Genomic DNA, 23,861 nt, shown 5'->3' with positions numbered 1-23,861 from the left:
GCTCCGGACGACCTCGTTGCGGCTGCGCACGGTCGTCGCGATCGTGGTCCTGCTCGCGGTCCTGCTGGCCGGACTGGCGGTCGCCGTCGAGGTGCTGCTCGGCATCCGGCTGCGCGCCCAGGCCGAGGACCGGCTCCGCGACCGGGCATCGGCCGCCGCCGCACTCGTCGGGACCGTCGACGCCGAGGACCTCGCCGACCGGCTCTCCGCGCAGGGGCTGTCGGTGCGCATCGTCGGGCCGGACGGCGGGGCCGTCGAGGCCGGTCCGACGCCGGACCAGCTGCGGACGGGCCCCGCCGGATCCAGGCGGCCTGCCGGCGACCGTACCGCGCGGCAGCGGACTCGTCGGTGGGACCGCGCCCACGGCCGCGGCCACGCCGACGACCACCGCGGACGGCGCCACGATCTCGTCGTCGACCGTGCGCGAGGGCGACGGGGTGCTCACCCTCGTGAGCCGGCTCGACGACGGCACCCGCATCACGCTGACCGTCGGCACCCGCGACGTGCAGGACACCCTGGTGCAGCTCGGCTGGGTGATGGGCGGTGCCTCCGCGGCGTTCCTCGGGGTCGCCGTCCTCGGTGTGGTGCTCGTCGTCCGTCGGTCCCTGCGGCCGCTCGACGAGATGGCGACGACCGCGCGGTCGATCGCGGGCGGCGACCGCGGCCGGCGACTCCGACCCTCGCGGCAGGACACCGAGATCGGTCGCGTCGCCGTCGCCATGGACGAGATGCTCGACGCCGTCGAGGGCGCGGAGCGCGAGGCCGTCGCCGCGGAGGCACGGGTCCGCTCGTTCCTCTCCGACGCCGCGCACGAGCTGCGCACGCCGGTCGCCGGGGTCCGTGCGGCGGCCGACACGCTCGTGCGCGGCGGCGGCGACGTCGCCACGCGCGAGGTGCTCGCCGTGCACGTCGTCCGCCAGGCAGACCGCGCCGCGCGGCTCGTCGAGGACATGCTCACGATGGCCCGGCTCGATCGGGGGATCGAACTCGACCGACGAACGGTGGACCTCGGCGCCTTCCTCGTGGCGGAGGGCGACCGGCTGCGGTTGCGGCTGCCGTCCGTCGCGCTCGAGGTCGTGGTGCCGGAGCGGCCCGTGTGCGCCGACGTCGACGCCGAGCGGCTCGCCCAGGTCGTCGCCAACCTCGTCGACAACGCCGCCCGCGCTGCCGGACCCGCGGGCAGGATCGTCGTCTCGCTCGACGACCGGGGAGCGGGCCCCGTGGTCCGGGTGGAGGACGACGGTCCGGGCATCCCGGTGCAGGACCGCGTGCGGGTCTTCGACCGACTCGTCCGGCTCGAGGCCGCTCGCGACGCCCGTTCCGGCGGAGCTGGACTGGGACTGCCGATCGCACGGGGCATCGCCGAGGCGCACGGCGGGTCCCTGCAGCACGCCGAGGACGGCGAAGGCCACGAGGTCGGCCTGCTCGGCGGTGCGGTGTTCGAGCTGCGGCTGCCGGCGGCGGTCGAGGGGCGGGGGTCCTGCTAGCCTGGAGGCCTCGCGAGTGTGGTGGAATCGGCAGACACGGGGCACTCAAAATGCTCTGCCTCACGGCGTGCGGGTTCAAGTCCCGCCACTCGTACAACGCAGGCTCACGGCGTGCGGGGCTGTTCCGGTACCGCGTCCCGCCACTCGTACAACGCAACATCCGGCGTCTAGTAGGCTTGCGGCTGTGAGTGACACAGAAGCAACTGCAACAGCACCCCGTCGCGTCGTCGTCGCCGAGGACGAGTCGCTCATCCGCCTCGACATCGTCGAGATCCTCCGCGACAACGGGTTCGACGTGGTCGGTGAGGCCGGCGACGGCGAGACCGCCGTGCAGCTCGCCACCGACCTCCGTCCCGACCTCGTCGTGATGGACGTCAAGATGCCCCAGCTCGACGGCATCTCCGCAGCCGAGAAGCTGTCCAAGAACCACATCGCTCCGGTGGTCCTCCTCACGGCGTTCAGCCAGAAGGACCTCGTCGAGCGTGCCACCGAGGCCGGCGCGCTGGCCTACGTGGTCAAGCCGTTCACGCCGAACGACCTGCTCCCCGCGATCGAGATCGCCCTCTCGCGGCACCAGCAGATCATCACGCTCGAGGCCGAGGTCGCCGACCTGGTCGAGCGCTTCGAGACGCGCAAGCTCGTCGACCGCGCCAAGGGCCTGCTCAACGAGAAGATGGGCCTCACCGAGCCCGAGGCGTTCCGCTGGATACAGAAGGCCTCGATGGACCGCCGCCTGACCATGCACGACGTCGCCAAGGCGATCATCGAGCAGCTCAGCGCCAAGAAGTAGCACCACCCGTCGCTCACACCAGCGCCGCCGGACCCCGGTCCGGCGGCGCTGCTGCGTTCCCCGGCGAGTGCGGCACGCGGTGCGTGTGCACGTTCCGACACGACACCGGTCGATCGACGCGTGTTCTGTCGGAGTATGCGGACGCATCGTCTGCGTGTGCATGTTCCGACAAGCCTCCGGTTGATCGACGCGTGTTCTGTCGGAGTGTGCGGACGCATGCGCTCGTGAGGACGAAGCGTGAGGCGGTGGAGGCGACCACCTGGCAGGCTGGAGCTGTGGACGACGTGGTGATCCGGGCCTCCCGGCCTGACGACATGCCGGCGGTGGCCGACCTGCGGTGGCGGTGGAGTGTCGGCGAAGGCGGCGCCGAGCCGGCCGCGACGCCGGACGACTACCGCGCGGCGATGGCGGCCTTCGCCCTGGAACACCCGGACACGCACCGGTGCGTGGTCGCGGAGCGCGACGGCGCGGTGCTCGGCATGGCGTGGCTCGGACTCGTCGCCCGGCCGCCGACCCCGGACCGGCCGGGGCGACGCCTGACCGCCGACGTGCAGACCGTCTACGTGCACCCCGACCTGCGCGGGCTCGGCGTCGCCGGACGACTCGTCACGGCACTGCTCGACATCGCCGACGACCTCGGTGTGGAGCGGACCTCGGTGCACTCGAGCGTCGACGGCGAGCGGCTCTACCGGCGGCTCGGCTTCGGCGATGCGCGCCTGTTGCTGCAGCGTCCGCCCGAGGACTGACGACGGTTCAGCGTGCTTCGCGGATGAGGTTGGTGATGCGGACGGTGGAGCAGCGCCGCCCCTGGTCGTCCGTGATGACGATCTCGTGCGTGGTGAGCGTGCTGCCGAGGTGGATCGCGGTGCAGACGCCGGTGACGGTGCCGGACGTGGCGCTGCGGGTGTGCGAAGCGTTCAGCTCGATGCCGACGGCGTAGCGGCCCTCGCCGGCGTGCACGTTCGCGGCCATCGAACCGAGGCTCTCGGCGAGGACGACGTAGGCGCCCCCGTGCAGCAGGCCGACCGGCTGGCGGTTGCCCTCGACCGGGATGCTGCCGACGGCACGGTCAGCCGTCATCTCGGTGATGACCATGCCCATCTTGTCGGCGAGCTCACCCATCCCGCGGGCCGCGAGGCGCTCGTCGACGTTCCCGGTGATGGTGGCTTCGTCGGTCACGCGCTCGAACTCCCGTGTCGGATGGCGTCGGTAGGCTGTCCGGGTGTCGGACTCCGCAAAGCCTACCCTCATGGTCATCGACGGCCACTCGCTCGCCTTCCGGGCCTTCTACGCACTGCCGGTCGACAGTTTCGTGAACCGCGACGGGCAGCACACGAACGCCATCCACGGCTTCATCTCGATGCTGCTCATGCTCCTGCAGCGCGAGAAGCCGACCCACCTGGCGGTCGCGTTCGACATCTCCCGGTTCTCGTTCCGCACCCGTGAGTACGAGGCGTACAAGGGCACCCGTTCCGAGACCCCGGCCGAGTTCAAGGGCCAGATCCCGCTGCTGCAGCAGGCGCTCGAGGCGATGGGCATCACCACGGTGACGAAGGAGGACTACGAGGCCGACGACATCCTCGCGACCCTCTCGTCCCAGGGTGCTGCGCAGGGGTACCAGGTCTACGTGGTCTCCGGCGACCGCGACGCGATCCAGCTCGTCAACGACGACGTCACGCTGCTCTACCCGTCGGTCCGCGGCGTGTCCGAACTGACCCGGTACGACCGCGACAAGGTGTACGAGCGCTACGGCATCGAGCCGCACCAGTACCCGGACATCGCGGCCCTCGTGGGCGAGACCAGCGACAACCTGATCGGCATCGACAAGGTCGGCGAGAAGACCGCGGTCAAGTGGGTCACCCAGTACGGCTCGCTCGAGGGCGTCCTCGAGCACGCCGACGAGATCAAGGGCGTCGTCGGCAACAACCTGCGCGAGCAGCAGGACCGGGCCGTCCGGAACCGCCGGCTGAACCGTCTGGTCACGGACGTCGAACTGCCGGTGGGCCCGGCCGACGTCGCGCTCCGGCCCCTCGACGAGACCGCCGTGCGTGAGCTGTTCGCCAAGCTGCAGTTCCGCACGCTGCTCGACCGTGTCTTCAAGGTCGCCGGCTCGGGCGAGCCGTCCGAGCAGCCGGCCGAGGGCGGGGTGACGGACGGGGCCGCGACCCCGCCGTCGGTCAAGACCCTGATCGACGAGGAACTCGGCTACTGGCTCGAGCGGCGCAACGCGTCCGAGGCGGCGAACGGCTACGGCGTCGCCGTCGAGGTCATCGACGGCCGGCTCAGCACCATCGGCATCGCGACCCACGACGACGCCGTCCAGGTCCCGGGCGGCAGCGGCGCGAAGGACTACGAGCAGCTGTCGGCGTGGTTCGCCTCCGACGCCCCGAAGCACTTCCACGACGCCAAGGCGGCGATCAAGGCGCTCGGGACCGCCGGCTTCGTGGTGAACGGCGTCGCCGGTGACGCTCGCATCACGGGGTGGCTCGCCCAGCCCGGCAAGCAGGGGCAGCCGCTGGCCGACCTCGTCTACCAGGAGCTCGGCGAAGAGCTCCCCACCGCCGACCCGAACCAGCTCGTGCCGGAGACCGACCCGGTGAACGTCGGGGTGCACGCGTGGTTCGTCCTGCGGGTCACCACGGCGCTCCGTGCCCGGCTCGACGAGTCGTCGCTCACGGTCCTCGACGACATCGAGCTCCCGCTGGTGTCGGTGCTCGCGAGCATGGAGACCATCGGCGTCGGGATCGACCGTCCGGTGCTCACGGGGCTGTCGAAGGAACTGGGGGAGCGTGCTGCCGAACTGGCGCAGCAGGCGTTCGCCGAGATCGGACACGAGGTGAACCTCGGTTCCCCGAAGCAGCTGCAGGAAGTCCTGTTCACCGAGCTCGCGATGCCGAAGACCCGCAAGACGAAGACCGGGTTCTCGACCGACGCCGCCAGCCTGGCGGACCTGCAGGAGCAGCACCCGCACCCGTTCCTCGGGTTGCTGCTGCAGCACCGCGACGCCACCAAGCTCCGCCAGATCGTCGACACGCTCGACGCGGCGATCGTCGACGGGCGCATCCACACCCGGTACGAGCAGACGGGCAGCAGCACCGGCCGCATCTCGTCGACCGACCCGAACCTGCAGAACATCCCGGTGAAGACCGCCGTGGGGCGCCGGGTCCGGTCGGCGTTCGCCGTCGCCGAGCCCTACACGACGCTCATCACGGCCGACTACTCGCAGATCGAGATGCGCATCATGGCGCACCTGTCGGGCGACCCCGGGCTCATCCAGGCGTTCAACGAGGGTGAGGACCTGCACCGGTTCGTCGGCGCCCGGGTGTTCGGCGTCGAGCCGGCCGAGGTGTCCGCCGAGATGCGCACCAAGGTCAAGGCGATGTCGTACGGCCTGGCCTACGGGCTGAGCGCGTTCGGGTTGTCGAAGCAGCTGCGGATCGAGCAGTCCGAGGCCCGGACGCTCATGACCGAGTACTTCGCCCGGTTCGGCGCGGTGCGCGACTACCTGCGCAACGTCGTCGAGCAGGCGCGCGAGGACGGCTACACCGAGACGATCTTCGGCCGTCGCCGCCCGTTCCCGGACCTGAAGAGCCCGAACCGCGTCCTGCGCGAGAACGCCGAGCGCGCGGCGCTGAACGCGCCGATCCAGGGCTCGGCTGCCGACATCATGAAGATCGCGATGCTCGGCGTCGACGAGGACCTGCGCGACGGCGGCCTCGAGTCGCACCTGCTGCTGCAGGTGCACGACGAGCTCATCCTCGAGGTCGCGCCCGGCGAGCAGGAGCGCGTCGAGCAGATCCTGCGCACCCGGATGGGCAACGCCGCCGAGCTCACCGTGCCGCTCGACGTCTCGGTCGGTGTCGGCGCGAACTGGGAGAGCGCGGCGCACTGACCGCGTGCCGGACGGCGCTGGTGGATAGGGTCGGAGCATGAGCGAAGCGCGTCCCGTCCGTCAGCAGACCGCCGTCGACCACGTGGCCGAGGGATGGGTCGCCACCCTCGTCGACCTCGACCCGACGACGGCGACGTACATCGGTGTGCCGGGTCGGACGGGGGAGTACGGCGACACCTCGCCCGCCGGAGCAGCCGCCCTGGCCGACGCGGCGCGGGCGACGAAGCGTGCCCTCGACGCCGCCGCGGCGGTCGACCCGGTCGACGAGGTCACGAAGGCCGACCTCGGCGCCGAACTCGACCTCGTGCAGGAGTCGTACGAGCGGAAGCTCCACCTGCGCGACCTCAACGTGATCGCGAGCCCGGCGCAGTCCGTCCGCGAGATCATCGACCTGATGCCGACGGCGACGGAGGCGGACTGGCAGGACGTCGCCAGCCGGCTGCACGCGCTGCCGGACGCGCTCGAGGGCATCCGCGAGACCCTGCTCGAGGGCACGCGCGAGGACGTCACCCCGGCGAAGCGGCAGGTCGCCCTGGTGGCGGAGCAGGCCGCCCGCAACGGCGCGGAGGACGGCTTCTTCCGCCGCCTGGCCGAGGGCGCGGCGTTCGACGACGGCTCCGCCGTGCCGGACTCGCTCCGCGCCGAGCTGACCCGCGGCGCCGAGGTCGCGTCGGCCGCGTACCGGAGCCTCGGGCAGTTCCTCGAGCACGAACTGCTGCCGCTCGCCACTCCGGTCGACGCCGTCGGACGCGAGGCGTACGAGCTGCACTCCCGCCGGTTCCTCGGCGCCGTCGTCGACCTCGACGAGACGTACGAGTGGGGCCTCGAGGAACTCGCCCGCATGCGCGACGAGCAGGAACGCATTGCCGACCGGATCGAGTCGGGCGCGAGCGTGGCCCGGGCGATCGAGGTGCTGGACACCGATCCCTCCCGGATCCTGCACGGCACGGACGCCCTGCAGCGGTGGATGCAGGAGACGAGCGACGCTTCGATCGCGGCGATGGCCGGCACCTACTTCGACATCCCGGAACCGATCCGCCGCCTCGAGTGCCGGATCGCCCCCACGCAGGAGGGCGGGATCTACTACAGCGGTCCGTCGGACGACTTCTCGCGCGCCGGCCGGATGTGGTGGTCGGTGCCCGAGGGCGTCACCGAGTTCGGCACCTGGCGTGAGAAGACGACGGTGTACCACGAGGGCGTCCCCGGTCACCACCTGCAGATCAGCCAGGGCGTCTACAACCGCGGCGAGCTCAACACGTGGCGCCGCCAGCTGTCCGGCTCGTCGGGCCACGTCGAGGGCTGGGCGCTCTACGCCGAGCGCCTGATGGAGCAGCTCGGGTTCCTCGACGACGACGGCGACCGGCTCGGCATGCTCGACGGGCAGCGCATGCGTGCCGCCCGCGTGGTGCTCGACATCGGTGTGCACCTGCAGAAGACCAACCCGGACGGCGGCGGCTGGACGTGGGAGTACGCCCTCGACTTCATGCGCGAGAACGTGAACATGGACGACGCGTTCGTGCAGTTCGAGGTCGCGCGGTACTTCGGGTGGCCCGGCCAGGCGCCGTCCTACAAGGTGGGCCAGCGCGTGTGGGAGTCGATCCGCGACGAGGTCGCCGCCCGCGAAGGCGCCGACTTCGACCTGAAGGCGTTCCACCGTCGTGCGCTCGCGCTCGGCAGCATCGGTCTCGACACCCTGCGCAGCGCCCTGCTCCGCTGACGCGCCGCCGACACGCCCGGTTGTGGGGGCTCGGCCGGTGCGGTTAGACTTGTGCGGCGCAATCCGCGCCACTCAATCAATCGCCACGGCGGAGCACCACGGGGGTCTCGACTCCCCGCACGCCACGGCCCGACTCATGTCCGTTCGGAGCAATCTCTACATGACAACCACTACGACCAAGGCTCCTAAGCAGGTCGCCATCAACGACATCGGTTCGGCTGATGACTTCCTGGCCGAGGTCGAGAAGACCCTGAAGTTCTTCAACGACGGTGATCTCATCTCCGGCACCGTCGTGAAGATCGACCGCGACGAGGTCCTCCTCGACGTCGGTTACAAGACCGAGGGCGTCATCCCCTCGCGCGAGCTCTCGATCAAGCACGACGTCGACCCCAACGAGGTCGTCAAGGTCGGCGACGAGGTCGAGGCCCTGGTTCTCCAGAAGGAGGACAAGGAAGGCCGCCTCATCCTGTCGAAGAAGCGTGCGCAGTACGAGCGCGCATGGGGCGACGTCGAGAAGATCAAGGAGTCCGACGGCGTCGTGACCGGCACGGTCATCGAGGTCGTCAAGGGCGGCCTGATCGTCGACATCGGTCTCCGTGGCTTCCTCCCCGCGTCGCTCATCGAGCTCCGTCGCGTCCGCGACCTCACGCCGTACCTCGGCCAGGAGATCGAGGCGAAGATCCTCGAGCTCGACAAGAACCGCAACAACGTGGTCCTGTCGCGCCGTGCGCTCCTCGAGCAGACGCAGTCCGAGTCCCGGACCACGTTCCTCAACAACCTGCACAAGGGCCAGGTCCGCAAGGGCATCGTCTCCTCGATCGTCAACTTCGGTGCGTTCGTGGACCTCGGTGGCGTCGACGGTCTCGTCCACGTCTCCGAACTCAGCTGGAAGCACATCGAGCACGCCAGCGAGGTCGTCGAGGTCGGTCAGGAAGTCACCGTCGAGATCCTCGAGGTCGACCTGGACCGCGAGCGCGTGTCGCTCTCGCTCAAGGCGACGCAGGAGGACCCGTGGCAGGTCTTCGCCCGCACCCACGCGATCGGCCAGATCGCACCGGGCAAGGTCACGAAGCTCGTCCCGTTCGGTGCCTTCGTCCGCGTTGCCGACGGCATCGAGGGCCTGGTGCACATCTCGGAGCTCTCGAACAAGCACGTCGAGCTCGCCGAGCAGGTCGTCTCGGTCAACGACGAGGTCTTCGTCAAGATCATCGACATCGACCTCGACCGTCGCCGCATCTCGCTCAGCCTCAAGCAGGCGAACGAGGGCGTGGACCCCGAGGGCACCGAGTTCGACCCGGCGCTCTACGGCATGCCGACCGAGTACGACGACAAGGGTGACTACAAGTACCCGGACGGCTTCGACCCGGAGACGAACGAGTGGCTCGAGGGCTACGACACCCAGCGCACCGAGTGGGAGGGCCAGTACGCGGCCGCCCAGGGTCGTTGGGAAGCCCACAAGGCGCAGGTCGCGAAGACCATCGCCGACGAGGAAAAGGGCGGCTTCGACCTCCCGGCCGGCGCATCGTCGTCGTCCGCTTCCTCTTCGTCGTCGTTCTCGAGCGAGACCGGTGGCGCGAGCCCCCTCGCCGACGACGCTTCGCTGGCGGCGCTCCGCGAGAAGCTCAGCTCGACCAACTGATCGAGCGAGTCGCACTGACCGGAAGCCCGGCATCCCCCAGGGGGTGCCGGGCTTCCGGCGTTTCCACGCCGCGGGTCGTTAGCCTGTCCGCGTGCGCATCATCGGTCTCACGGGCGGCATCGCCGCGGGCAAGTCGACGGTCTCCAGGCGTTGGGCGGAACACGGCGGGATCGTCGTCGACGCCGACCGGCTCGCGCGGGACGCCGTCGCGCCGGGCAGTCCCGGTCTCGCGCAGGTCGCCGAGCGGTTCGGCCCGACGGTGATCGCAGCGGACGGTTCGCTCGACCGTCCGGCGCTCGGGGCGATCGTGTTCTCGGACCCGGTGGCGCGGAAGGACCTCGAGGCGATCACCCACCCCGAGGTCTGGCGGCTCGCCCAGCGTGCCTTCGACGCGGCCGAGGCCGCCGATCCGGACGCTGTCGTCGTGTACGACGTGCCGCTCCTCGCCGAGGCCCGCGGATCCCGCCCGCTCCGGTTCGACGCCGTCGTGGTGGTCGACGCCCCGGCCGCACAGCGCATCGAGCGGCTCGTGGCCCACCGGAACATGCCCCGGGACGAAGCCGAGCGCCGCGTGGCCGCACAGGCGAGCGACGCCGACCGGCTGGCCCTCGCCGACCACGTCGTCGACGCGACGGGTTCGCTCGACCAGACCGTTCGATCGGCCGACGAGGTGTGGTCGCGGATCACCTCGTGAAGCACCGTCTGCTGCTCGTCCTCGCCGCGATCGCTCTCGTCGCGATCAGCGGCGTCGCACTGGTCGCGGCCAACCTGCTCGGTGCGCAGCGCATCGAGGACGAGGGGCGGGCACCGACGATCGACCGTCCGCACGCCGACGAGGCCCCGTCGGGCGACCAACGCGGCCCCGAGGGGGAGTTCCACCGGTTCCGACTCGGCACCGTGAACGGCGAGCGGCTCACCCCCAACCGCGACGACTTCGCCGCCCGCACCTCGGTCGACGGCCCCCTGCTGCTGTTCCTGCCCGCGACGCGGTCCCGCCCGGCCGAGTACCAGCGGTTCCTCGGACAAGCTCTCGCGGACGGCTACCACGTGCTCGGGCTCGACTACTGGAACCTCGGTCGCACACTGTCCGGTACCTGCGAGGCCGACGCCCGCTGCTACGGCATGGTGCAGCGCAACCGGTTCGACGGCACCCGTCCGTCCGAGTTCAGCTCCGTGACGCCCGCCGGGTCGATCGTGTCGCGCTTCCGCGACGCCGTCGCGTACCTCGACGACCACGACCCCGACGGCGGATGGGGCCGCTTCGTGCAGGGCGACGACGACATCGCCTGGCAGGACATCGTCGTGGCCGGACACTCCCAGGGCGGCGGCGAAGCGGCGTACATCGCGCACATCCGGTCCGTCCGAGGGGCGCTGATGTTCTCGTCGCCGGTCGAGTCGCGGGGGCCGTCGCACGCGGCGTGGATGGACCGCCCCGGCAAGACCCCCGTCGCCCGGATGTACGCCGTCGACGACGTCCGCGACGCCTTCGGGCCGCGGATCACCGGGTCGTGGCGGGTGCTCGGGCTCGACGGTGTCGACGGCCCCTCCCGGACGGACACCGATCCGCCGCTCGCCGGCGCGGACCCGCACGCGATCCTGACCGACGTCCGGGGCCGGGGGAAGGCGCACTCGTTCATCATCAAGGACTCCACGCCGCTCGGACCGGACGGGGAACCCCGGATGACCGCGCTCTGGCAGTGGATGCTGCACCGGTTCCCCTCTGACGGCTCATAGGCTCCCGCAATAGCCTCTGCTGGTGCAGCCCGTCGACGGAGAACCCGACCTGCGCTCACTCATCCGCGATCGTGCGGCGGAGAGCCCCGAGCGCCCGTACCTGGAGGACGCCCGCTCCGCGCGCGTCCTGAGCTACCGCGCCCTCGAGGACGCGGTGACCGCCTGGTCCGCAACGTTCGACGCGATCGGCGTCCCGGCTTCCGGAGCCGTCCTCGTCGACGTGGGCGACCCCCTCTGCTTCGCCGTGGTGCACCTGACCGCCGTGGCGACCGGGCGGCGGGCGGTCCCGGTGGACACCGGTCAGCCGGCGACCGAGCCGGCCCGGCTCGCGGACCTGATCGGCGGGGCGTCGATCGTGGTGTCGGACCGTGCAGTGGACCGGGCCGTCCCCAGGGCGCCCGCGAGCGGGATCGACGCGGCCACGTTCCTCCCGGCCGCCGTCCGCGACGGTGACGTGCCCACGCAGAGCCCGGACGCACCGGGCGAGGGATCCGTGGTGCTGTTCACGTCCGGGTCGACCGGCGCGCCGAAGGGCGTCGAACTGCCGGAGTCGCAGCTGCTGTTCGTCGCGCGTGCCGTCGCACGGCACAACGGGTTGACCGACCGCGACCGCGGCTTCAACTCACTGCCGCTGTTCCACGTCAACGCCGAGGTCGTCGGCCTGCTGGCGACGCTCGTCGCCGGGGCGACGCTCGTGCTCGACCCGCGCTTCCGGCGGACCGGGTTCTGGGATCTGCTCGCCGAACGGCGCATCACCTGGCTGAACGCCGTGCCGGCGATCCTGGCCGTGCTCGCGAAGACCGGCCCACCGGACTTCCCGGAGGGCCTCCGGTTCGTCCGGAGCGCCTCGGCGCCGCTGCCGGACCCGGTACGCGCGGCGCTCGGGGACGTCCCACTCGTCGTGAGCTGGGGGATGACCGAGGGGGCGTCCCAGATCACCGCGACGCCGTTGGACGCGCCTGCCCGCCCCGGGACGGTCGGCGTGCCGGTCGGGTCCGAGGTGCAGGTGCGCGACGAGGACGGCACCCCGTTGCCCGCCGACGAGATCGGTGCGCTGTGGGTGCGCGGGCCGGGGATCGTCGGGCGCTACCTGTTCGGGCGTGCGGCGGACCGCTTCGACGCCGACGGGTGGCTCAGCACCGGCGACGTGGGGTCCGTCGCGGCGGACGGGTGGGTCTCGCTCGCCGGACGCTCCGACGACGTCATCAACCGGGGCGGCGAGAAGGTCTACCCCGCCGAGGTCGAGGACGTCCTGCTCGGTGACCCCCGGGTGCTCGAAGCCGTGGTCGTGGGGCGGCCGGACGACGTGCTCGGGGCCGTCCCGGTGGCGTACGTGATCCTGCAGCAGGACGCAGCAGCGCCGGTCGACGCCGCCGCGCTCGTCGCTGACCTCGCCGCGCGCGCCGAGGCCCACCTGACCCGCTTCCGCCGACCCGTCGAGATCATCGTCGTCCCCGACCTGCCGCGGGCTCCCACCGGCAAGGTGCAGCGGGCGAAGGTCCGGACGATGGCGCAGCCGTCGTGACGGACCCACAGACACCCGCACCCGCACCCGCGCAGGCGCAGGCGCAGGCACCCGCGCTGCCGCAGCCGCAGGCACCCACGCAGCCGCAGCCGCAGGCCCAGACCCCGACCCGCACGGCTGCTGGCAAGCCGCGCCACCTGTACGAGGTCGACGTCCTCCGCATCCTGACCTTCGCCTGCGTCATCGGCGTGCACACCACGAGCCACACGGCCGCGTCCGACGACGTCGGCCTGAACGCGCTCCTCGCCCTGCTGCACTTCACCCGGCTCGTCTTCTTCTCGTTGACCGCCTTCGTGCTCGTCTACAGCTACACGGTGCGTCCGCGGCCGATGGCGCAGTTCTGGCCCAAGCGGTTCCTGCTCGTCGGGGTGCCGTACCTGGCGTGGTCGTTCGTGTACGTCGGGTCCAGCTGGCTCCTCAGCAGTACCCGTCGGGGTGACGTGCCCGACCTGGTGCGCACCCTCGCGGAGGGCATCGTCACCGGCACGTCCTGGTACCACCTGTACTTCCTGCTCGTGACCATGCAGGTGTACCTGCTGCTGCCCGTCATCGTGTGGCTCGTCCGGAAGACCCGTGGGCACCACGTGACGACGCTCGTCGTGGCGCTGGTGGTGCAGCTCGTGGTGTTCGCCGGGTACAAGTACTTCCCGGCGAGCGACGCCTGGTTGCACGGCTACCAGAAGCAGTTCTTCTTCTCGTACGTGTTCTTCATCGTCTCCGGGGCGATCGCCGCCGACCACGCCGACGCGTTCCTCCGGTTCATCCGCGTGCACCGCCGCGCCGTGCTCTGGGCCTTCGCCGGTGTCGGCGGGCTCACGCTCGGCGTCTGGGCGCTGCAGGTCGCCCTCGGCCAGTCGCTCTACGCCGCGGGGACGCCGCTGCAGCCGATCGAGGCCGTGTGGAGCACCGCGGTGTTCGTCGGCTTCCTGGCGGTCGGTGCGCGCTGGGCCGACCGACGGCGACCCGGCAGCCCGGTCGCACGGTTCGTCGACTACGCCTCGGACCGGTCGTTCGGGATCTTCCTGAGCCACCCGCTCCTGATCTGGATCCTGCTGTACGGCGACAGCTGGCTCGAGGCCGTGGTGCCGCGGCCGTGGCTGACGCTCGTGACGTACCTGCTCGTGGTGGTGCTGTCCGTGGCGGTGACCGAGGCCTTCCGGTGGACCCCGCTGAGCGTGCCGCTCACGGGCCGGCCGTCGCTCGCGTCGCGCGCGAGACGTCAGGCGCGCAGCCCGCAGCGCTGACCCGTGCGTTCCGGGCGTACCTGGTCGCTGCTTCCGACCAGGTACGCCCGTTCCTGCTTGCGGTGCGCTGCGGTGGACGCGTGGCGCGGCGGACGGGAGGCGCGGGGCGGGCTGGACCCGGGCCTCCCGTCCGGTGGGTGGGGACCACCGGGGCCCCGCGCGCGTCGGGGGTCCGGACCGCGCGCGTCCGGTGGGTCCGGACCGCGTGCGTCAGGCGGCGCGCTGCTCCGCGGCGGGGGTGCCGACCTCGAGGACGCCGTTCGTGGAGGTGAGCCGCTGCGGCTTCATGCACCACGCGACGACCGCCGCGGCGCCGAGCAGCACGCAGGACAGGGCGAAGGGCAGCTGCCACCCCGACGCGTCGATGAGCAGGCCGAAGACGATCGGGGAGACCACGCCGGCGATGCCGAAGCCGGTGTTCATGAAGCCGGACGCGGTGCCGGACCACTGGGGGGCGACGTCCATCGGGATCGCCCAGAGGTTCGCGTTGCAGAGCTCCAGGAAGAAGAACGACAGCGCCAGCGAGATCGTCGCGACGAGCAGGCCCTGCCCGATCACGAGGGGGATGAGGCAGACCAGCGAGCCGCCGAGTCCGATCACCAGGACGGTCCGGCGGGCGTTCCGGGTGTTGCCGCCACGGTGGATGATCCGGTCGCTCAGCATGCCGCCGACCGTGTCCCCGACCACGCCGGCGAGCAGGATGAGGGTGGTGAACAGTGCGAAGTCGCCGATCTCGAGCCCGTACGTCGAGCTGAGGAAGGTCGGCAGCCAGGTGAGGAACACCCAGAGGGTCCAGCCGTAGCCGAAGTCGACGAACGTCACCGGCAGGATCTGCCGCGCCATCTGGCGCCACGGCACCGGCGGGCGGGTGGCACGGGTCTCGACGGGCGGGAGCTCGTCGATCTCGACCTGCGTGATGCCCTTCGTCGACTCGGGCCGGTCGCGGAACCAGAAGAACCAGACGATGCCCCAGGCGAAGGACAGGACCGCCGTGGCGAAGAACGCCCACCGCCAGCTGCCCGTCGAGCCGATGACCCAGGCGACGAGCAACGGAGCCAGTGCGTTGCCGAGCCGGGCCGCGGAGTGCACGACGCCCTGTGCGAAGCCGTTGCGGTCGCGGGGGATCCAGCGGGTCATGGCCTGCGTCGCGGTCGGGAACGCCGCGGCCTCGCTGAGCCCGAGGAGCGCACGGGCGGCGAACAGCGTCCAGAAGCCGACGGCGAAGCCGGTCCACAGCGTCGCGACGCCCCAGACCACGGTGATGACGAAGAGGGCCTTGCGCGGCCCGAACTTCTCGCTGATCGTGCCGCCGAAGACCTGCAACAGGGCGTAGGGCAGCGAGAACGCGGACACGATCAGGCCGGCGGTGGCCTCGTTGAAGCCGAACTCCTCGGTGATGTGCGGCAGCGCGGTCGAGATGTTCGTGCGGTCGATGTACGAGATCGCGTACATGCAGCAGAGCAGGATGAGCACTCGTCCGCGGATGCGACCGCGGAACGGGGTGCCCTTCGTCGGTGCGGCGGGGGTCGCCGTCGTCATGGGGCCTCTTCGGGTGTGGCTCGTGCTGGCTCGTCGGGGACGTGCGGAGCGATCGGGTTGCTGAACGGACCGGACGCTATGCCCGCTGGTTATCAGCGGACTTGGAGGCTGCTTGGCGAGGACGATACGCCGAGGGCGAGCAGGGGCGCCGGTGTCAGGGGTGCCGACTACCGTTGACGACATGGGTGTTGCGATCGAACCGACCCGAGCGGTACGTCCGTTCGAGGTCATCAGCGAGTACACGCCGAGTGGCGACCAGCCCGCGGCCATCGCGGAACTCGCCGGGCGGATCAACGCCGGTGAGACCGACGTCGTGCTGCTCGGTGCGACCGGTACGGGCAAGTCGGCGACGACCGCGTGGCTCATCGAGCAGGTGCAGCGGCCGACGCTCGTGCTCGCGCACAACAAGACCCTCGCCGCGCAGTTGGCGAACGAGTTCCGCAGTCTGATGCCGAACAACGCGGTCGAGTACTTCGTGTCGTACTACGACTACTACCAGCCCGAGGCGTACGTCCCGCAGACGGACACCTTCATCGAGAAGGACTCCTCGGTCAACGCCGAGGTGGAGCGGCTCCGGCACTCGACGACCAACTCGCTGCTCAGCCGGCGCGACGTCGTCGTGGTGTCGACCGTGTCCTGCATCTACGGCCTCGGCACGCCCGAGCAGTACATGAACGCCTCGGTGGCGCTGCACGTGGGGCAGACGATCTCGCGCGACCAGCTCGTGCGCAAGTTCGTCTCGATGCAGTACCAGCGCAACGACGTCGACTTCGCCCGCGGTACCTTCCGCGTGCGCGGCGACACCATCGAGATCATCCCGATGTACGAAGAGCACGCCATCCGGATCGAGATGTTCGGCGACGAGATCGAAGCGCTCTCCTCGCTGCACCCCCTGACCGGCAACGTGATCGACGACCTGCCGGCCGTGTCGATCTTCCCGGCGTCGCACTACGTCGCGGACACCGACGTCATGCACCGCGCGATCGCCGACATCAAGGTCGAACTCGCCGAGCGCCTGGCCGAGCTCGAGGGACAGGGCAAGCTGCTCGAGGCCCAGCGGCTCCGCATGCGCACCACGTTCGACATCGAGATGATGGAGCAGATCGGCTTCTGCTCGGGCATCGAGAACTACTCGCGCCACATGGACGGCCGCGTCGCGGGCGAGGCCCCGCACTGCCTCATCGACTACTTCCCCGACGACTTCCTGATCGTCATCGACGAGTCGCACGTCACCGTGCCGCAGATCGGCGCGATGTACGAAGGCGACGCCTCGCGCAAGCGCACCCTGGTCGACCACGGGTTCCGGCTGCCGAGCGCGCTCGACAACCGTCCGTTGCGGTGGGAGGAGTTCCTCGACCGCGTCGGGCAGAAGGTCTTCCTGTCGGCGACGCCCGGTCGGTACGAGCTCGGCATCACGGACAGCGTCGTCGAGCAGATCATCCGGCCGACCGGCCTGGTCGACCCCGAGATCGTGGTGAAGCCGAGTGACGGCCAGATCGACGACCTGCTCGAGGAGATCAAGCAGCGCGTCGACAAGGACGAGCGTGTGCTCGTCACCACCCTGACGAAGCGCATGGCGGAAGAGCTGACCGACTTCCTCGGCAACGCCGGCGTACGGGTGCGCTACCTGCACTCCGACGTCGACACCCTGAAGCGCGTCGAGCTGCTGACCGAACTGCGACAGGGCGTCTACGACGTGCTCGTCGGCATCAACCTGCTGCGAGAGGGCCTCGACCTGCCCGAGGTGTCCCTCGTGGCCATCCTCGACGCCGACAAGGAGGGCTTCCTGCGGTCCTCGACGTCGCTCATCCAGACGATCGGCCGCGCGGCCCGCAACGTGTCGGGCCAGGTCCTCATGTACGCCGACAAGATGACCGACTCGATGAAGACCGCGATCGAGGAGACCGATCGTCGTCGCGAGAAGCAGGTCGCGTACAACCTGGAGCGCGGTATCGACCCGCAGCCGCTCCGCAAGAAGATCGCCGACATCACCGAGGTGCTGCAGCGCGAGAACGACGACACCAAGGCGCTGCTGCAGGGCCGTCCCGGTGCCGACGGTCGCCGTTCGCCCACGCCGAACCTGAAGCGCGGCGGCATCGCGGGCGAGGGCGCGACCCAGCTCGAGGCGACGATCGGCGACCTCAACGACCAGATGCTGCAGGCCGCGGCCGAGCTGAAGTTCGAGCTCGCCGCGCGCCTCCGTGACGAGGTGCAGGACCTCAAGAAGGCGCTGCGGCAGATGGAGTCGGCCGGGCATGTCAGCTGACGGTCGCCGCACGGTCGTCGTCACGGGCGCGAGCGCGGGCCTCGGGTACCACGCGGCCGAGCAGCTCGCCGCGTCCGGGCACCGGGTCGTGCTCGCCACCCGCGACCGTGCTCGGGCGGCAGCGGCGGAGCAGAGCATCCGCCGCCACGTGGACGGTGCGTCGTTGGCGCACGTGCACCTCGACCTCGCCGACCTCGACTCCGTCCGTGTCGCCGCCGCCGAGCTCGCGGCCCTCGAACCGGACGGCGTCGACGCGGTCGTGAACAACGCCGGGGTCGTGGGTGCCTCGACCGCGAGCACGACCGCACAGGGCACCGAGCTGCAGATCGGCACGAACCACCTCGGGCACTTCGCCTGGACGGCGCTGACGATGCCGCTGCTCGAACGGCGTGCCGGCCGCGTCGTGCACCTCGGGTCCATCGCGCACCGGTGGGCCCGGCTCGACCCGGCCGACCCGTTCCGCGTCGGCTGGTACTCCAGCTACCGGCAGTACGGCCGCAGCAAGCTCGCCGTGATGCTGTTCGGCTTCGAACTCGCCCAGCGGCTGGCGGACGCCGGCTCGTCCGTCGCCAGCGTCGTGGCACACCCCGGGCTGTCGCTCGACGCGCTCTCACCGGAGCGACCGGACATCGCGCCGTCCCGTCCGGAACCCGCGTGGACCCGGCCGGCACAGCGGCTGTACGCGCAGGGGAAGGACTCCGGCGCCGAGCCCCTCGTGCACGCCGCGGTCGCCGCGGGCGTGCGCTCGGGGGAGTACTGGGGCCCGGCCGGGTGGATGCAGCTGCGCGGATCCGCAGCCGTGGTCCGTGCCGAGCCGCGCGCGCACGACCGGACCGCTGCAGCGCGGCTCTGGACGGCCAGCGAGCGTCGTTCCGGGGTCGCGTTCGCTCTCGACGCACTCGTCTGACCACCGACTCGCGGGCGGATGTCGGACCCCTTTCGTACAATCGACGGCGATGACAATCACCTCTGACCGCGGCACCGCGACCTCGGGCCGGAACGCCTTCGGCGAGCCGACCGACCCCAACCTCCCCGGCGTGACCGTCCCGACCGGCTCCTCGACGCTCAGCGTCCGCGGGGCCAGGGTGCACAACCTCCGGAACGTCGACCTCGAGATCCCCCGTGACTCCCTCGTGGTGTTCACCGGCCTGTCCGGATCCGGCAAGTCGTCGCTGGCCTTCGACACGATCTTCGCCGAGGGGCAACGACGCTACGTCGAGTCCCTCTCCGCGTACGCGCGACAGTTCCTCGGCCAGGTCGACCGCCCCGACGTCGACTTCATCGAGGGGCTGTCGCCCGCGGTGTCGATCGACCAGAAGTCGACCAACCGCAACCCGCGGTCGACGGTGGGCACGATCACCGAGGTCTACGACTACATGCGTCTGCTCTGGGCGCGCATCGGGGTGCCGCACTGCCCGACGTGCGGCGAGGTCATCAGCAAGCAGACCGTGCAGCAGATCGCCGACCAGCTCATGGAGTTCGAGTCCGGCACGCGCTTCCAGGTGCTCGCCCCCGTCATCTCCAAGAAGAAGGGCGAGTTCGTCGACCTCTTCCAGGAACTCGCGGCGTCCGGCTACGCCCGCGCGATCGTCGACGGGGAGCGGATCCAGCTCAGCGACCCGCCGAAGCTCAAGAAGCAGGTCAAGCACGACATCTCGGTGATCGTCGACCGTCTGGTGTCGAACGACGACATCCTCGGTCGACTCACCGACTCGCTCGAGACGGCGCTGCGCCTGACCGGTGGCACCGTCGGCATCGACCTGGTCGACCACGACGGCCCCGGCGCCGTCCGCACCTACTCCGAGAACCTGTCGTGCCCGAACAACCACCCGCTGGCGCTGACCGAGATCGAGCCCCGCACGTTCTCGTTCAACGCACCGTTCGGCGCCTGCCCGGAGTGCTCCGGGCTCGGCACGCGCATGTCGGTCGACCCGGACCTCGTGCTCGGCGACCCCGATGCCTCGCTGCGCGACGGCGTCCTGCTGCCCTGGACCGGAGCGAGCGGACTGTACTCGTACTTCGAGAAGCTCCTCGCCGGACTCGGCAAGGACCTGGGGTTCACGCTCGACACCCCGTGGAGCCAGCTCGACGCCTCGGTGCAGGCCGCGATCCTGACGGGCAAGGACTTCCAGGTGTCGGTGTCCTGGCGCAACCGGTTCGGCCGCGAGATGCGCTACACCAGCGGGTTCGAGGGCGTCATGCCGTACATCGAGCGGAAGTTCGCCGAGGCCGAGTCGGACTCGCAGCGCCAGCGGTTCCAGGGCTACCTGCGCGAGGTCCCGTGCCCGGTGTGCGAGGGCACGCGCCTCAAGCCCGAGGTCCTGGCGGTCACCGTCGACGGCCGCAGCATCGCCGACGTCACCGACATGTCGCTCGACAACGCGTACTCGTTCATGGACACCCTGACGCTCACCGACCGCGAAGCGCACATCGCCGCAGCGGTCCTGCGTGAGATCCGGGCGCGCCTCGAGTTCCTGCTCGAGGTCGGCCTGAACTACCTCACGCTCGCGCGCGGTGCCGGCGGGCTCTCCGGCGGCGAGGCACAGCGCATCCGTCTGGCGACCCAGATCGGCTCCGGCCTGACCGGCGTGCTGTACGTGCTGGACGAGCCGAGCATCGGTCTGCACCAGCGGGACAACCGCCGCCTCATCGACACCCTGGTCAAGCTCAAGGACCTCGGCAACACGCTGATCGTCGTGGAGCACGACGAGGACACCATCCGCACCGCCGACTGGGTCGTCGACATCGGCCCCGGAGCCGGCGTGAACGGCGGCAACGTCGTGCACTCGGGTTCGTACGAGGGCATCATCGCGAACCGCGAGTCGGTGACGGGGGACTACCTCGCCGGCCGTCGTGCGATCGAGGTCCCCGCCGAGCGACGCAAGGTGAACCTGAAGCGCGCCATCACCGTGCAGGGCGCTCGGGCGAACAACCTCAAGACGATCGACGCCGACTTCCCGCTCGGGGTGTTCACCGCGGTCACGGGCGTGAGCGGGTCGGGCAAGTCGACCCTGGTCAACGACATCCTGTACAAGGTGCTCGCCAACCAGCTCAACGGTGCCCGGCACATCGCCGGCAAGCACACGCGCGTCAAGGGCCTCGACCAGCTGGACAAGGTCGTGCACGTCGACCAGGCGCCGATCGGCCGCACGCCGCGGTCCAACCCGGCGACCTACACGGGCGTGTTCGACCGGATCCGTCAGCTGTTCGCCGAGACGCCCGAGGCGAAGACCCGCGGCTACCAGCCCGGTCGGTTCAGCTTCAACGTCAAGGGCGGTCGGTGCGAGAACTGCTCCGGCGACGGCACGATCAAGATCGAGATGAACTTCCTGCCCGACGTCTACGTCGCGTGCGAGGTCTGCGGCGGTGCGCGATACAACCGCGAGACCCTGCAGGTCCACTACAAGGGCAAGAGCATCTCCGAGGTCCTGGACATGCCGATCAGCGAGGCGGCCGAGTTCTTCGAGCCGATCTCCGCGATCCACCGCTACATGGCGACGCTCGTCGACGTGGGCCTCGGCTACGTCCGTCTCGGCCAGAGCGCGACCACGCTCTCCGGCGGCGAAGCGCAGCGCGTCAAGCTCGCGACCGAGCTGCAGCGACGCTCGAACGGCCGGACCGTGTACGTGCTCGACGAGCCGACGACGGGTCTGCACTTCGAGGACGTCCGCAAGCTGCTCCTGGTGCTGCAGAGCCTGGTCGACAAGGGCAACACCGTCATCACGATCGAGCACAACCTCGACGTGATCAAGTCGGCCGACTGGGTCATCGACATGGGGCCAGAGGGCGGCGCCGGCGGCGGGACGGTCCTCGCCACCGGCACCCCGGAGCACGTCGCCGACGTCCCGGAGAGCCACACCGGTGTCTTCCTGCGCGAGATCTTCGACGCCCAGGACGCCCGCGTCGGCAAGCAGCAGGCGGTGGAGGCCCGCACGGCGAGCCAGCCGAAGAAGTCGACCAAGCAGAAGGCGGGTGCACGGTAGGTGGCGGACACCGTTCCGTGGCGTCCGAAGGCGGGGGAGATCCCGACCGACCCGGGCGTCTACCGATGGCGTGACGAATCCGGGCGGGTGCTCTACGTCGGCAAGGCGAAGAACCTCCGCGCCCGGCTGAGCAACTACTTCGCGCCGCTGCCGACGCTGCACGAACGCACCCGACGGATGGTGCTGACGGCCCGCAGCGTCGAGTGGACGACGGTCGGCTCCGAGATCGAGGCACTGCAGCTCGAGTACACCTGGATCAAGGAGTTCGACCCGCCGTTCAACGTCAAGTTCCGCGACGACAAGTCGTACCCGTACATGGCGATCACCATGGCCGACGAAGCGCCTCGGGTGATGGTCACGCGGAACCGGAAGATCAAGGGCGCGAAGTACTTCGGGCCGTACCCGAAGATCTGGGCCGTGCACGACACCATCGACCTGATGATCAAGGTGTTCCCGATCCGCACCTGTTCGGACTCGTCGTACAAACGCGCGATGCAGACGGGCAAGCCCTGCTTCCCCGGGCAGATCGGGAAGTGCGGCGGGCCGTGCTCGCAGCGCGTCACCATCGAGGAGCACCGGGCGCTCGTCGAGGAGTTCGTGCGGTTCATGAACAGCTACGACCGCCGGGTGATCACCGAGCTGCGCCAGCGCATGGGGGCCTCGGCCGACGCCATGCAGTACGAGCAGGCCGCGAAGTTCCGCGACCAGGTCGAGGCGCTCGAGGCCGTGCTCGAGAAGTCCGCCGTGGTGCTCCGCGACTCGGTGGACCTCGACCTGTTCGGCATCGCCGAGGACGAGCTCGCCGCCGCCGTGCAGCTGTTCTCGGTGCGTGGCGGACGCATCCGCGGTGTCCGCGGGTGGGTGGTCGACAAGGAGCTCGACATCTCGACGGGTGACCTGGTCGAGCAGATCGTGCAGGGCGTGTACGCCGACAACGAGCTCACCCCGGCCGCCGTCGCCGAGGAGCCCCCGCGCGAGGTCGTCGTGCCGACCCTGCCCGAGGACGCCGAGGCGCTGCAGCAGTGGCTCAGCGAGCGGCGGGGTGGCCGCGGCACGAAGCTCAGCACCGCGCAGCGCGGCGACCGGGCCGGTCTGGCCCGGACGGCGGCGCAGAACGCGGCCCAGGCGCTGATGCTCTACAAGACGAAGCGCTCCGCCGACTACACGACGCGCTCGGCAGCCCTCGCCGACATCCAGGACGCCCTCGGCATGACCGAGGCCCCGCTCCGCATGGAGTGCTACGACATCTCGCACCTGCAGGGCACGAACGTCGTGGCGTCGATGGTGGTGTTCGAGGACGGTCTGCCCCGCAAGGACCAGTACCGCCGCTACACGATCGCCGAGACCACGGACGACACCGACAGCATGTACCAGGTCCTCACCCGGCGTCTGGCGCGTCTCGACGAGGACGCCGACCTGCCGGACGTCCCCGACGTCACGAGCGACGAGGTGGTCGAGGGCTCGAAACCCTCGAAGCGGTTCGCGTACCGCCCGCAGCTGCTCATCGTCGACGGTGGACAGCCGCAGGTGCAGGCGGCGAAGCGCGCGTTGGACGAAGCCGGCGTGCGGGACATCGCGTTGGTCGGCATCGCGAAGCGGCTCGAGGAGCTCTGGCTGCCCGACGACGACTTCCCGGTGATCATGCCGCGCAACTCCGAGGCGCTCTTCCTGATCCAGCGGATCCGCGACGAGGCACACCGCTTCGCGATCACGCACCAGCGCACGCGGCGCAAGCGCGACGTGCGGTCCCGGCTGTCCGAGATCCCCGGGCTCGGGCCGAGCCGTGTGAACGCGCTGCTGAAGCACTTCGGTTCCGTCGCGCGTCTGCGTGAGGCCACCGCCGAGGAGATCAGCGAGGTCAACGGCGTCGGGCCGGCGACCGCTGCGGCGGTCGTCACGAAGCTCCAGCAGACCCCGTCCAGCGCGCCGGACGCCGAGACGGACGCTGCGGACGCCGAGCCGGTCCCAGGCGGCCCGGTGCGGGTCCCGGAAGTGACCCACGACGGTCCGCAGCTGCCGTCGTGACGCATCCCGTGCCTCCCGAC

Annotated in this window: 16 protein-coding genes and 1 tRNA gene; 15 read left to right on the top strand and 2 right to left on the bottom strand. The window is 70.5% G+C overall.

Annotated features, from left to right (window positions below; translation table 11 throughout):
* Positions 1-419: 419 nt before the first annotated feature.
* From ACXKZB_RS10745 to ACXKZB_RS10730, 4 genes are all read left to right on the top strand, one after another.
* Positions 420-1,487 (top strand): HAMP domain-containing sensor histidine kinase, encoded by a 1,068-nt coding sequence (locus tag ACXKZB_RS10745; protein WP_488823129.1) that lies wholly within the window; start codon positions 420-422, stop codon positions 1,485-1,487.
* 12 nt (positions 1,488-1,499) lie between these two features.
* Positions 1,500-1,581, top strand: a tRNA-Leu gene (locus ACXKZB_RS10740).
* A 90-nt stretch (positions 1,582-1,671) separates the two neighbouring features.
* A complete protein-coding gene (locus ACXKZB_RS10735) occupies positions 1,672-2,277 on the top strand; it encodes an ANTAR domain-containing response regulator (protein WP_022905562.1) in 606 nt (201 codons plus the stop codon).
* A 275-nt stretch (positions 2,278-2,552) separates the two neighbouring features.
* Positions 2,553-3,023, top strand: a complete 471-nt coding sequence (locus ACXKZB_RS10730) for a GNAT family N-acetyltransferase (protein WP_488823128.1) — start codon at positions 2,553-2,555, stop codon at positions 3,021-3,023.
* A gap of 7 nt (positions 3,024-3,030) precedes the next feature.
* Here ACXKZB_RS10730 and ACXKZB_RS10725 read toward each other — a convergent pair whose 3' ends face one another.
* On the bottom strand, positions 3,031-3,399 hold the full coding sequence (locus ACXKZB_RS10725; protein WP_340197692.1) for a PaaI family thioesterase: 369 nt from the start codon (positions 3,397-3,399) through the stop codon (positions 3,031-3,033).
* 100 nt (positions 3,400-3,499) lie between these two features.
* On the opposite strand from ACXKZB_RS10725, the gene polA reads away from it, so the two are divergent.
* From polA to ACXKZB_RS10690, 7 genes are all read left to right on the top strand, one after another.
* Positions 3,500-6,169, top strand: coding sequence for a DNA polymerase I (polA, locus tag ACXKZB_RS10720; RefSeq protein ID WP_488823127.1), 2,670 nt, complete (start codon positions 3,500-3,502; stop codon positions 6,167-6,169).
* A gap of 37 nt (positions 6,170-6,206) precedes the next feature.
* Positions 6,207-7,886, top strand: coding sequence for a DUF885 domain-containing protein (locus tag ACXKZB_RS10715; protein ID WP_488823126.1), 1,680 nt, complete (start codon positions 6,207-6,209; stop codon positions 7,884-7,886).
* A gap of 160 nt (positions 7,887-8,046) precedes the next feature.
* Positions 8,047-9,525, top strand: coding sequence for a 30S ribosomal protein S1 (gene rpsA, locus ACXKZB_RS10710; protein ID WP_123312516.1), 1,479 nt, complete (start codon positions 8,047-8,049; stop codon positions 9,523-9,525).
* A gap of 91 nt (positions 9,526-9,616) precedes the next feature.
* Positions 9,617-10,219 carry a dephospho-CoA kinase gene (gene coaE / locus ACXKZB_RS10705; RefSeq protein WP_488823125.1) on the top strand — a complete coding sequence of 201 codons (603 nt, stop codon included), beginning with the start codon at positions 9,617-9,619 and terminating at the stop codon, positions 10,217-10,219.
* Entirely contained in the window at positions 10,216-11,259 is a 1,044-nt protein-coding gene (locus tag ACXKZB_RS10700) for a BPSS1187 family protein (RefSeq protein WP_488823124.1), read from the top strand. Before coaE ends, ACXKZB_RS10700 begins: the two co-directional genes overlap by 4 nt.
* Positions 11,260-11,281: 22 nt before the next feature.
* Positions 11,282-12,784, top strand: coding sequence for a class I adenylate-forming enzyme family protein (locus tag ACXKZB_RS10695; protein WP_488823123.1), 1,503 nt, complete (start codon positions 11,282-11,284; stop codon positions 12,782-12,784).
* The gene (locus ACXKZB_RS10690) at positions 12,781-14,028 is read left to right on the top strand and encodes an acyltransferase (protein ID WP_488823122.1); all 1,248 of its coding nucleotides are present in this window, start codon (positions 12,781-12,783) and stop codon (positions 14,026-14,028) included. The genes ACXKZB_RS10695 and ACXKZB_RS10690 overlap by 4 nt, the downstream gene beginning before the upstream one ends.
* 210 nt (positions 14,029-14,238) lie before the next feature.
* On the opposite strand, the gene ACXKZB_RS10685 is transcribed toward ACXKZB_RS10690, so the two are convergent.
* Entirely contained in the window at positions 14,239-15,567 is a 1,329-nt protein-coding gene (locus ACXKZB_RS10685; protein ID WP_488823121.1) for an MFS transporter, read from the bottom strand.
* A gap of 193 nt (positions 15,568-15,760) precedes the next feature.
* Here ACXKZB_RS10685 and uvrB point away from each other — a divergent pair, with 193 nt between their 5' ends.
* From uvrB to uvrC, 4 genes are read left to right on the top strand one after another with little or no spacing between them, the layout of a single operon-like run.
* Complete coding sequence (gene uvrB / locus ACXKZB_RS10680; protein ID WP_123313097.1) at positions 15,761-17,833, top strand: excinuclease ABC subunit UvrB; 2,073 nt, start codon at positions 15,761-15,763, stop codon at positions 17,831-17,833.
* Positions 17,823-18,740 carry an SDR family NAD(P)-dependent oxidoreductase gene (locus tag ACXKZB_RS10675; RefSeq protein WP_488823120.1) on the top strand — a complete coding sequence of 306 codons (918 nt, stop codon included), beginning with the start codon at positions 17,823-17,825 and terminating at the stop codon, positions 18,738-18,740. The genes uvrB and ACXKZB_RS10675 overlap by 11 nt, the downstream gene beginning before the upstream one ends.
* A gap of 49 nt (positions 18,741-18,789) precedes the next feature.
* Positions 18,790-21,816, top strand: coding sequence for an excinuclease ABC subunit UvrA (gene uvrA, locus ACXKZB_RS10670; RefSeq protein ID WP_488823119.1), 3,027 nt, complete (start codon positions 18,790-18,792; stop codon positions 21,814-21,816).
* Positions 21,817-23,841, top strand: coding sequence for an excinuclease ABC subunit UvrC (gene uvrC, locus ACXKZB_RS10665; protein ID WP_488823118.1), 2,025 nt, complete (start codon positions 21,817-21,819; stop codon positions 23,839-23,841).
* Positions 23,842-23,861: the final 20 nt, after the last annotated feature.

Source organism: Curtobacterium sp. ABR8 (assembly GCF_057812125.1).
The sequence above is the reverse complement of the archived record's forward strand: the minus strand, read 5'-3'. Positions and strand labels throughout refer to the sequence as shown.

What these genes read in the sequence shown, in the direction of transcription:
- ACXKZB_RS10715 (WP_488823126.1), top strand. Translation starts at nt 6,207, where the DNA reads ATGAGCGAAGCGCGTCCCGTCCGTCAGCAGACCGCCGTCGACCACGTG.
- uvrA (WP_488823119.1), top strand. Translation starts at nt 18,790, where the DNA reads ATGACAATCACCTCTGACCGCGGCACCGCGACCTCGGGCCGGAACGCC.
- rpsA (WP_123312516.1), top strand. Translation starts at nt 8,047, where the DNA reads ATGACAACCACTACGACCAAGGCTCCTAAGCAGGTCGCCATCAACGAC.
- ACXKZB_RS10725 (WP_340197692.1), bottom strand. Translation starts at nt 3,399, where the DNA reads ATGGGTGAGCTCGCCGACAAGATGGGCATGGTCATCACCGAGATGACG.
- ACXKZB_RS10685 (WP_488823121.1), bottom strand. Translation starts at nt 15,567, where the DNA reads ATGACGACGGCGACCCCCGCCGCACCGACGAAGGGCACCCCGTTCCGC.
- ACXKZB_RS10675 (WP_488823120.1), top strand. Translation starts at nt 17,823, where the DNA reads ATGTCAGCTGACGGTCGCCGCACGGTCGTCGTCACGGGCGCGAGCGCG.